The 10445-nt window shown below is 60.0% G+C and carries 12 protein-coding genes; 6 read left to right on the top strand and 6 right to left on the bottom strand.

Annotation, left to right across the window (positions count from 1 at the left end):
• Positions 1 to 978 (bottom strand): thioester domain-containing protein (locus A5483_RS11470; RefSeq protein ID WP_082864027.1); only part of this gene is annotated, 978 nt, incomplete at its 3' end.
• A 416-nt stretch (positions 979 to 1394) separates the two neighbouring features.
• Here A5483_RS11470 and A5483_RS08175 point away from each other — a divergent pair.
• On the top strand, positions 1395 to 2198 hold the full coding sequence (locus A5483_RS08175) for a hydroxymethylpyrimidine/phosphomethylpyrimidine kinase (RefSeq protein WP_063811501.1): 804 nt from the start codon (positions 1395 to 1397) through the stop codon (positions 2196 to 2198).
• A 97-nt stretch (positions 2199 to 2295) separates the two neighbouring features.
• Here A5483_RS08175 and A5483_RS08170 read toward each other — a convergent pair whose 3' ends face one another.
• Positions 2296 to 3030 (bottom strand): SDR family oxidoreductase, encoded by a 735-nt coding sequence (locus tag A5483_RS08170; RefSeq protein ID WP_063811500.1) that lies wholly within the window; start codon positions 3028 to 3030, stop codon positions 2296 to 2298.
• Positions 3031 to 3110: 80 nt separating this feature from the next.
• Between A5483_RS08170 and A5483_RS08165 the strand changes: the two genes are divergently transcribed.
• Positions 3111 to 3530 (top strand): hypothetical protein, encoded by a 420-nt coding sequence (locus tag A5483_RS08165; RefSeq protein ID WP_063811499.1) that lies wholly within the window; start codon positions 3111 to 3113, stop codon positions 3528 to 3530.
• A gap of 332 nt (positions 3531 to 3862) precedes the next feature.
• Here the strand turns inward: A5483_RS08165 and A5483_RS08160 are convergent, their stop codons facing one another.
• From A5483_RS08160 to A5483_RS08150, 3 genes are read right to left on the bottom strand one after another with little or no spacing between them, the layout of a single operon-like run.
• The gene (locus tag A5483_RS08160; RefSeq protein WP_042842829.1) at positions 3863 to 4456 is read right to left on the bottom strand and encodes a Maf family protein; all 594 of its coding nucleotides are present in this window, start codon (positions 4454 to 4456) and stop codon (positions 3863 to 3865) included.
• A gap of 49 nt (positions 4457 to 4505) precedes the next feature.
• Positions 4506 to 4721, bottom strand: a complete 216-nt coding sequence (locus A5483_RS08155; RefSeq protein ID WP_063811511.1) for an acyl-CoA carboxylase subunit epsilon — start codon at positions 4719 to 4721, stop codon at positions 4506 to 4508.
• A gap of 11 nt (positions 4722 to 4732) precedes the next feature.
• Entirely contained in the window at positions 4733 to 6307 is a 1575-nt protein-coding gene (locus A5483_RS08150; protein WP_063811498.1) for an acyl-CoA carboxylase subunit beta, read from the bottom strand.
• Between the two features lie 200 nt (positions 6308 to 6507).
• Here A5483_RS08150 and A5483_RS08145 point away from each other — a divergent pair, with 200 nt between their 5' ends.
• Positions 6508 to 7254: a biotin--[acetyl-CoA-carboxylase] ligase gene (locus A5483_RS08145; protein WP_255262752.1), complete on the top strand. Its 747-nt coding sequence runs from the start codon at positions 6508 to 6510 to the stop codon at positions 7252 to 7254.
• Positions 7255 to 7301: 47 nt separating this feature from the next.
• A complete protein-coding gene (locus A5483_RS08140; RefSeq protein WP_063811497.1) occupies positions 7302 to 8018 on the top strand; it encodes a Type 1 glutamine amidotransferase-like domain-containing protein in 717 nt (238 codons plus the stop codon).
• On the opposite strand, the gene A5483_RS08135 is transcribed toward A5483_RS08140, so the two are convergent.
• Complete coding sequence (locus tag A5483_RS08135; protein ID WP_063811496.1) at positions 8005 to 8538, bottom strand: PH domain-containing protein; 534 nt, start codon at positions 8536 to 8538, stop codon at positions 8005 to 8007. The two genes, A5483_RS08140 and A5483_RS08135, sit on opposite strands and share 14 nt — an antisense overlap.
• Before the next feature lie 120 nt (positions 8539 to 8658).
• Here A5483_RS08135 and A5483_RS08130 point away from each other — a divergent pair, with 120 nt between their 5' ends.
• Entirely contained in the window at positions 8659 to 9831 is a 1173-nt protein-coding gene (locus A5483_RS08130) for a 5-(carboxyamino)imidazole ribonucleotide synthase (RefSeq protein ID WP_002549248.1), read from the top strand.
• Positions 9824 to 10405, top strand: a complete 582-nt coding sequence (gene purE, locus A5483_RS08125) for a 5-(carboxyamino)imidazole ribonucleotide mutase (RefSeq protein ID WP_002549243.1) — start codon at positions 9824 to 9826, stop codon at positions 10403 to 10405. The genes A5483_RS08130 and purE overlap by 8 nt, the downstream gene beginning before the upstream one ends.
• The last annotated feature ends 40 nt before the right edge of the window (positions 10406 to 10445 follow it).

The raw sequence follows: 10445 nt of genomic DNA, 5'->3' as shown, positions 1-10445 counted from the left end.
CGGTGTTGGAGTGGGTGTTGGGGTCGGTGTTGGAGTGGGTGTTGGGGTCGGTGTTGGAGTGGGTGTTGGAGTGGGTGTTGGAGTGGGTGTTGGGGTCGGAGTCGGGGCCGGACTGATTGGCTGGAGGGGAACGATGATGCGGTCTTGGTGCCCCCTCTGCCCTGCTCCAAGGCTCAGGGCAGCACCGGCGAACTGTGAGGTTCCCTGTGCGTCGGACGCTGAGTCCAACGGATCTGAGATCGGAACGGCTTTTTTGATCAAATAGTTATAAAGACTCGATACATGCTTCTTTGTGCTGTCGGAAACTGATACCAACCTGCCATTTGCATATTCGGTAATATCGTTGCTATTCAGAGTGAAATCATCACTGAAGTGCCATATTGCCGCCTGGGTGGCGGTCACGGCATCCCTATAATCTGATCCTGTTGCATCATCGTTCCCATTGGCAGCGTTAGCTTGCTTCTCAAACTCGCCAAGAGATGCACTCGGGTAACCGTTTTTCGCAACCCACCCAATCTTGGGGAGCATGTTCGGGAGATTGCCGTTGTAATGTGGCTTTAGCTCGTTCCACTTGGTGAGAGTGCCTGTGTCCTGATGGTAGCGTCCCTGGAACGTATTCTTCTCGATGCAGTACGCCAGTACTGGATCGCCATCTAATGTAAGAGAGTTATCGTTTGTGTCCGTCGGATGAAGCGCCGCTAGATCAGCAAGACCGGTAGCCGCGCCACCTTCGAGATTATATCCCGTGTAATAGAAGGAGCCGTCCCTCATTGAGTCACTGACGTAACTTGGGAGTTTCTTGTAGAAGGGGGATTCCGCGTGTGCGGTTAGTGATACCGAGGCTTGATCTCCAGCCTTCGCGCGAATTTCATTTGCTGCGTCAGCATTCGCGGGGAGGGAGGAAGCAAAAAGTGCAGAACCAGCAATCAGTGCTCCGGCCAATGCTGCGGTTGTAGGTGATTTAAATTTTTGCTTCATGTAGATTGAATGCTCCTCTTGTTTTGGTCGTTGATCGTCGATGAACGTGCTGAAAAGTTATATAAAACGATTTATTAGAGACTTTTCTTTATTCCCTCCTCCGTTGAAAACAATCAGACAAGCAGGTAAGCATACCAGAAATTATATACAGTGTCAACTAAGCGATTTGTGTTGTGCACTGAAGTGGTAAGACTTCCGATCTCACGTGAGACGAGCCGATCGCACCGGGCGCGATGCTATCCCCTGCAGAGGGCGTGCAGGCGCTTGGGGCCGTACGAGCGTATCCCTGGGGCATCGACGGCATGACCGCGGGGTGGTCTTGCATAGGCCATCAAGTGAGGCTCGGCAGAGTAGCTGCGCGATCATCTCTCCTGGATGCGCACATTCGCACCGTCGAGCCTCTTAGACTTGCCGACGTGACGAAGATTGCACTGGCTATTGCTGGCTCCGAGGCGTCCGGTGGCGCTGGAGCCCAGACTGACCTCAAGACTTTTCATCAACTCGGGGTGTTCGGGTGCACGTCCTTGACGTGCATCGTCTCCTTCGATCCTGCCAATGGTTGGGGACACCGGTTCGTGCCGGTGGATCCACAGGTTATCCATGATCAGATTGAGGCAGCCGTTGCTGTCCATGGTCGGATCGACGCCGTGAAGATCGGTATGCTCGGCACTCCGACGACTATCGGCGTCGTGGCCGAGGCCCTTGAGCGCTATCAGTTCCCCAAAGTCATCCTTGATCCGGTGCTCATCTGTAAGGGTCAAGAACCCGGTGCCGCCCTCGATACCGACAACGCACTGCGCGAGAAGGTCCTACCGCATGCTGACGTTGTGACTCCGAATCTCTTCGAGACTCAGACTCTGGCCGGGGTGGACGAGATCGCCTCCGTAGCGGCTCTTAAAGATGCTGCCAAGAGGATCGGTGACCAGGGAGTTCCGGTGGTTATCGCCAAGGCTGGCACACTGTTAGGCACCGGGACGGCGCTTGATGTCTACTACGACGGGCATGAGTGCGAGGTCCTTGAGGTGCCTGCTGTGGGTCAGGAGTGCGTCTCTGGTGCTGGATGTACCTTGGCTGCCGCGATCACCGCTGAGATTGCCAAGGGGGCCAACGCCCTCGATGCAGCCCGCACTGCTAAGCAGGTTGTAGTTTCGGCGATCGAAAACCGGATGCACGGCAACGCCCCGTTCGACTGCGCTTACCAGGGCAATTACCAGGCCTGAGGTCATCATTCACATGAAGTTGGCCCCGGCGTGTGATTACGCCGGGGCCAACTTGCGCTCGCGCCATCTGATGGCCTGGGTCGTGCTGTGGGGTGGATTAGCCGCGGAAGACTGGGCGTACTGAGAGTTCTTCGATCATGGCGTCCGGACGAGCCTCCAAGGCTGCGCGCACGGTGGCAGCGACTGACTGCGGACGCAGATGCTCGGACGCATTGTAGGGACGCCCAGCCTGGGCCTGGAGTTCCACCTGCATATCAGTGTCGACGCGGCCGGGGTGAATGGAGGTCACCCGAACGACGCCGCGCTCTTCCTCGCGTAGGGCGTGGGTGAGGGCGCGCAGTGCGTATTTCGATGCCGCATATACGCCCCCGCCGGCCGGGGTTCGTAAGAATCCCGATCCGGAATTGATCATGACAACATCGCCGTGGCTGGCGCGTAGCGGAGGTAGCAGCAGGCGAGTGAGGTCAGCGACAGCGACGACGTTAATCTCCAACACGCGGTGCCATTCGTCTCTGGGCTGGGAGGCGATGTCTCCTGGAGTGGCGGCGGAAACACCCGCGCTGTTGACGAGGGCATCAAGGCAGTCCAGTTTGGAGGCAGCTGCAGCGGTGGCCTCCCCGTCAGCCAGATCGACGACAAAGGGGGAGGCGTTAGGCAGCTCGGATACCACCTTCTCGACTGTCTCTCGGTGACGCCCTCCCACGATGATGTGGTGGTCGCGTCCCAGCTCGTCGGCGATAGCTCGCCCGATGCCACGGGTGGCCCCGGTCACCAGGACCCTTTTGGTGCCATGACTGTTGTATGAAGTTTCCGACGTTGTGGGGGCTTTCATAACGCCACCGTACTCGTCGCGTGTCGTACCTGGTGTTGCGTGACCAGGTGTAAGGCGCGATCAGCGATAGCATCATCGACATGAATGCCAGGGCAGCGGTCGCGGTGATGGTTCTGCTCCTCGTGGCAGGGTGTGCTCCTTCACGCGGGGGAGCCGTGCCAAGTCCTTCTACTGCATCCGCTACCCCGGCTCCTGTCGGTGCGGACACGCTGGCGAATCTGGGGTTCGAGTATGGTCCCCGGAACTTCCGGCTGCCTAAGGGGCTGGCTATCACTTTGCGGGTCGATCATGTCAACAACATCACCCTGCTGACTGAGCCGGACACGTCGGGTAAGGTGCATGATTTTCTGGCCGATAATTTGTCGGCATCGGGATTTACAGTGACGGGAAATGCCAAAGGATCCTTGACGTTTGTCTCAAACCGCGGAGATACCAAGGGATGGAGTGGGGCATTCACTAGTTCCGACAAGGCGGCGGGGCTGACTTTGCGGCATGGCTGAAATTGTGGAAACGGTATTGGTACTCAATCGTGTTTTTTGTTGATGGTCATCGTGATGTCTTGATGGTGTGGGGGTCGAAGGCATTCTCATCCTCGTATTCACCATTGCACTTTTTCCTCTAACGGGAAGCGTCGGTTACGGGTTTGTTTCGTGTCACCAGCAGACTCCGCTGACAAACAGGGCGACAGGGAGGACAGCTTGCCCGCACCAGCCACCCGCCGCCCCAACCATTGAGCCAATAGCGAACACGATACCTCGCACCGGTTCTCTCGGTGTGGGCCGAGAAGAATGAATCGATTACCCAATCGCACCGTCTGTGCGATATCTGCCCGTCAGCTCAGATGGCCACCCTTTAGGCCGTTCCACAGCGAGGACCATTCCACATCGAGATCCATGAGCATCTGGCGCAGCAAGGGCAAAGAGATGCCGGTGACGTTATGCGGATCACCGTTGATACGAGTGATGAAGGCACCGCCCAAGCCGTCGATGGTGAAGGCTCCTGCCACCTTGGCCGGTTCACCACTGTCCACGTAGGCGTCGATTTCGGCGTCGGTGAGGTCAGCGAAAGTGACGACGGTCTGACCGACGCGGGTCTGCTCGCGCACCTGTCCGTCTGCAATAACCGCGACGTGATGGCCGCTCACCAGCACGCCCTGGTGACCGCGCATCCGGCGCCACCACTGTCGGGCGCGCTCGGCGGTGAGAGGCTTGCCGAGGATCCGTCCGTCGAGGCTGAGAACAGAGTCACATGCCACCACGACGGTCCGGTCGGCGAGGTGCTCGTCAAGGCCTCCGGATTCAATGACTGAGTGGGCCTTGAGGCGGGACAACCTCGCCGTCATGGTGACCGCGTTTTCCCCGTGCAGACGACTCTCATCGGCCCCTGACGCGATGACGACGGGGTCGATGCCGGCCGAACGCAGCATGCGTAGCCGGGCCGGGGACTTCGAGGCGAGAACAAAGCAGGTTGTCATGTCAGTAGCGTCGTAAAGATCCTCGCCAGGCCGCCTGGCCGGGCATAAAAGGTTCGCGGATGGTGCGCCAGTAGGACTTCCAGCCGAAGGCGATCGGCCGGTCGTCAGGTACGTAGGCGTTCGGGCCGGGGCGGGTGAGCTCGGTCAGCACCGCCACCAACGCACCGAGCTCCTCGTCGGTGAGATTCCCCTTCATCACCGTGATCGCGTCGTCCATAATGTCCTCGCTCACAGTGGGATGTTTCCGTGTTTCTTGGGAGGTAGGGCCTCACGCTTGGTGCGTAGCAGACGAAGGGTGCGGATGACCGAGGCGCGGGTCTCGTGCGGATGGATGACCTGGTCGATCCAGCCTCGCTCGGCAGCTTGGTACGGGTTCGACAGGGTGGTCTCATACTCGTCAATGAGCTGTTTGCGCTTGGCCTGCGGGTCCGGATCGGTGGCCAGGGTACGTCGATGCAAGATACTGACGGCCCCCTCGGCCCCCATGACAGCAATTTGGGCGGTCGGCCAGGCCAGATTGACGTCGGCACCGAGAGTCTTGGACCCCATGACGATGTAGGCACCACCGTAGGCTTTGCGGGTGACGACAGTCAGTAGCGGAACGGTGGCCTCAGCGTAGGCATAAATGAGTTTGGCGCCACGACGGATGATGCCGTCGTGCTCTTGCTCCACGCCGGGCAGGAAGCCGGGGGTGTCAACGAAGGTGAGTACCGGGATGTTAAAGGAGTCGCAGGTGCGGACAAACCGGGCGGCCTTCTCAGATGCGTCGATGTCGAGGGTGCCGGCATTGACCATCGGTTGGTTGGCGATGATGCCGATCACGCGACCTTCAATGCGCCCGAATCCGCAAATGACGTTGGGGGCGAAAAGTTCGTGGATCTCCAGGAAAGTGTCCTCGTCAAGCACGGTCGTGATGACTTCGTGCATATCGTAAGGCTGATTCGAGGAGTCCGGGATGAGAACGTCGAGCTTGCGGTCGTGATCGGTAATCGTCAGATCAGCCTCGCCGTCGTCATAAAACGGCGGATCCTCAAGGTTATTCTGCGGCAGGTAGCTGATGAGATCGCGGACGAACTCGAGAGCATCGTCCTCGTCACTGGCCAAGTAGTGGGAATTGCCCGACGTGACGGAGTGGGTGCGTGCCCCACCCAGCTCTTCTAGAGACACGTCCTCGCCGGTGACCTGCTTGACGACAGCCGGGCCGGTGATGAACATCTGGGATGTCTGGTCAACCATAACGATGAAGTCAGTAAGGGCGGGGGAGTAGACGTGGCCTCCGGCCGCCGCCCCCATAATTACGGAGATTTGGGGGATAACGCCGGAGGCTCTGGTGTTGCGACGAAAAATATCGCCGAAGCGAGCCAGGGAGGCCACTCCCTCCTGGATGCGCGCGCCGCCGCCCTCGTTGATGCCAATAAGCGGACAGCCGGTCTTGACGGCGAAGTCGATGACCTTGCAGATCTTCTCGCCGTAGACTTCGCCGAGGGATCCGCCGAAAATAGTGACGTCCTGGCTGAAAACACAGACTGGACGGCCATGGATCGCGCCGACACCCGTGATGACCCCGTCGGTATACGGACGTTTGCGGTCCATGCCGAAGTTCGTTGAGCGGTGACGGGCAAACTCGTCAAGCTCAGCGAAGGAATCCTCGTCGAGCAGCCGTAAAATGCGCTCCCGGGCGGTCATCTTTCCGGCGGCATGCTGCTTTTCGATGGCCGAGGGGGATGCGGCATTGACGGCCTCGTCGATCCTCCGACCGAGGTCGGCGATTTTCCCGGCCGTGGTGTGGATGTCGATCTCCATACTTCGAGGCTATCCGCCAGAGGCGACAAATGTAGCGTCGGCTCGTTCCCTGGAACGAGTCTTTAACGCCGGCGTGGCGAGTCAGTACGTCTGGGTAATCTGGACGGGTGCCATCTACACCTTCGCCCATTGCCGACCGCGTTGTTGAGCTTGCCGGGGACACCCTCTTCACGGGTCCTCGCGGGGGAGGAGTTGCCTGTATTGATTCCACTGGTTCCACCAACGCTGACATGGCTGCCTTCGTGCGGGCAGGGGGAACGTCTTTCCGTCTACTCGTTGCTGACCACCAGGAAGGCGGGCGCGGACGGTTCTCTCGCAGTTGGCAGGATGTCCCCGGCACAAGCTTGGCGATTTCAGCACTGGTGCCCAATGATCGTCCACCGCAGGACTGGGGCTGGTTATCGATGGTCGCGGGGCTGGCCATCGCCAAAGTCATCGAGGAGGTCGGTGGGGCCGACCGTTCCCGAGTGACGTTGAAATGGCCCAATGATGTGCTCGTGGATCTAGATACTGACCATGGCGGCAAACTGTGCGGAATCCTCTCCGAGCGGGTCGACGGTCCAGCCGGTCCGCACGCCATCATCGGAATCGGCATCAACGTGTCAATGGGACGTGACGAATTGCCACTGCCGACAGCGACCTCATTGGCTGTGTGCGGGTTACATCACGGCAAGAATGAATTGCTGGCCAGCCTTCTCGTGCACCTTGATGACCTACTGACGGTGTGGTTGGAGACCGGAACGGTGCGAGACCAGTATGTAGCGCGCTGCGACACCATTGGTGCCCCGATTCGGCTGACCTTTGACCCAGAGATCGTGGGTGGCGGCGAGGAAGCTATTGAGGGCATCGGCGCCGACGTTGACGTTGATGGCGCCATCGTGGTGGAAACCTCTGAGGGGCGTCGCAGCTTCAATGCTGCTGACGTCAGTCATTTGCGAACCAGGTGAGTTCCACCATGGCGTCGTGAACGGTCTCACCATCTAAACTGCTGACCATGACGACCCACATCTTGGCTCTTGGTGGTGGCGGCTTTTCGATGTCGAACCGCGGTGAGCCCACCGCCCTCGACCGTCACATCCTTGACCTATCTGGAAAGTCTTCCCCTCTGGTGTGTTTTGCGCCTACCGCGGCTGCTGACGATCCGGTCTACGTCAACCGTTTCCTGGCCGCCTACTCGGCTCTCGGAGTGCGCAGCATGGTGTTGACCCTGTGGCAGGGAGCAGCGGAGTCGGTGGAGCGTCTCTCCCAAGCTGACGTCGTCGTCTCTGGAGGTGGATCAGCCGCCAACCTCATGGCGCTGTGGAAGGTGCACGGGGTAGACCACGTGATCCGTCGCATGATCGCAGCAGATAGCGATGTCGTCCTCGCTGGCGTCTCTGCTGGGGCAGCGTGCTGGTTCTCTGGGTGCCTGACCGACGCCTTCGGGGACTTGCGGGCATGGCGTGGCGGTATGGGTTTGCTGGATGGGTCGTTCTGCCCCCACTTCGACGGTGAGTCCGAGCGAGCGCCTATCTACGCCCAGTCGGTCGCCAACGGTGTGCTCCCTGACGGGTATGCGGTCGACGATGGGGCGGCGGTGCATTTTGTAGACGGAATGTTCGCTGGGGCGGTCGCCGAGCATGAAGGAGCCGCGGCGTCAAGGTTCTCCGCCTCTGACGAGCCGACCTCTTCGGGAGTCTTGCGCGAGGAACTCGACGTCACCGTACTGTGAACGACTCCTCGCGGTAATCGTCGTTGAGGTATTCGCCGTATCCGTTGTCCGTCAGTCCCGCGAAGAGGTCGGCGACTCGACGCGTCCCGGGAACGTCGTTGAGCACCATCTGGTCTGACGGGGTGGTGAGGATGAGTTTTCCGCAGCCCATCAGCCGGTCAAACACCCCGGCCTGCCACGACACATCGATGAGGCTGCCGATCATGACGTCGTGACCGCGTCGGAGGACAACGCCCTGGCGCAACATGACACGTCGATCAGTAATCGTCATCGTCGTCGTGAACCATTTCAGCCACGGAGCGAGGGTGCCGACGACGAGGATTGCGGCTGCGATAATGACAACGAGTGGCCAATACTGTGCTCGCATATCGGACGGCATAATTCCAAGCAGAGCGGCTGATCCGACGACCCCAACAAACCCCATGACGACGGGCCAAAAGAGAGCCTTGGCGTGACGGCGAGTGTGCACGAGTACCGTCTCGTCACGGTTACGCCTCAGCGGCTGTCCGACTCGCACCATGTCTCCAGTATGGACGATCCGCGATGCGAGGTGGTCGCGCGTAACAGACTGCCGAAGGTGGATCTGAGACTTATACACGGTAAGTACACGGTAAGCGTTTTGCATCCGATGGCCGTTACGATGAACGTCGTGACGTCCTACACCATCGGAATCATTGGCGGCGGGCAGCTTGCCCGCATGATGCATCAGGCTGCGATCGGATTGGGGGTGCGCACCCGCCTGCTGGCGTCTGACCCTGACGAGTCTGCTGCCCAGGTGATGTCTGACGTCGTCGTTGGCTCCCACCTCGACCACGACGCCGTCATGAACTTCGCCGCCGGGTGTGACGTCGTCACCTTCGACCATGAACACGTACCAACGGTCCTCGTTGAGGAGATGGAACAGGCTGGGTATGCGGTCCGCCCAGGATCGGCCGCCATGGTCCACGCGCAGGACAAGGTTGTTATGCGCGAGTTTATGGAGCGCGAAGGATTCCCGAACCCTGCGTGGAAGGTCTGCGACACCCCCGACGACCTTGCCTCTTTCGGTAATGATCATGGCTGGCCCGTTATCGCGAAAACCTCTCGCGGAGGTTATGACGGCAAAGGAGTGTTCAAGATCGACGGCCCCGACGATGTTGGCGAGCCCTTCGACGCTGCCGGGGGTTTGGCCGACGGAAAGCAGCCGATACGCATTCTCGCCGAAGAATTCGTCGATTTCCGACGCGAGCTATCCGCCGTCGTTGTACGCTCCCCGTCGGGTCAGGGCGCCGCGTACCCGGTCACCGAAACCATTCAGCGTCACGGGGTATGTGCCGAGACCATCAGCCCGGCTCCTGACCTATCTTCGGACCGTCAAGTTGAGCTCCAGACGATGGCCCTTGACATTGCGGGACGCCTCGACGTTGTGGGGGTGCTGGCGGTCGAGTTGATGGAGCGTGGGGACGGATCCGTGATCGTCAATGAGCTAGCGACCCGTCCTCACAACACTGCCCACTGGACGATCGACGGGGCTGAGACGAGCCAGTTCGAAAACCACCTACGAGCGGTGCTTAACTTGCCTCTCGGCTCGCCGGCCCTGACTGCCCCCGTAGTCGTCATGGCCAACGTCCTTGGCGGGTCCGAAGAGGATCTGACCGGGGCGTTGCAACATTGCTTTGCTCGTGACCCAGAACTTCGCGTCGAACTGTACGGGAAGTCCGTGCGACCTGGTCGTAAGGTCGGTCACGTCACCTGCCTTGGTAACGACATAGAGATGACTCGTCGCCGGGCACACCATGCCGCCGCCTACCTCATGGGAGAACACGATGCCTGAGACCACCGCCAACAGCCGCAAGCCGCGGCGAGGTAAGAAAGTTGAGACACCTGCTCGTCGGCTGGCCGGTGAGGCTAGCGGTCCTCAGGTGTCGATCATCATGGGCTCGGACTCTGACTGGCCGACGATGGAACCCGCAGCTCAGGTACTCACCGACTTCAATGTGGGATTTGAGGCGGACGTCGTTTCGGCCCACCGCATGCCTGAGGACATGATCGAGTTCGGTCGAGGTGCTCACGAACGCGGTATCAAGGTGATCATCGCCGGTGCCGGTGGTGCCGCTCATCTGCCTGGTATGGTCGCCGCACTAACCCCGCTGCCGGTCGTCGGAGTTCCCGTGCCACTAGCCCACCTCGATGGCATGGATTCCCTGCTGTCCATCGTCCAGATGCCAGGTGGTGTGCCGGTGGCGACGGTCGGCGTCGGTAATGCCAAGAACGCCGGCCTGCTGGCGGTGCGGATTCTCGCCGCCTCGAATCCGGAACTGTGCGAGGCCATGGTCAAGTACCAGTCCGACTTGCACGATGCGGCTGCGGCTAAAGGCGAGAAGGTGCGTAGCCACTCCCGCCCCTGAGTGATTGCCGTTGCGCAGATCGAGCTTTCCGCCACGTTGA

This window comes from Cutibacterium namnetense (genome assembly GCF_001642025.1).
Taxonomy (GTDB): Bacteria; Actinomycetota; Actinomycetes; order Propionibacteriales; family Propionibacteriaceae; genus Cutibacterium; species Cutibacterium namnetense.
The sequence above is the reverse complement of the archived record's forward strand: the minus strand, read 5'-3'. Positions and strand labels throughout refer to the sequence as shown.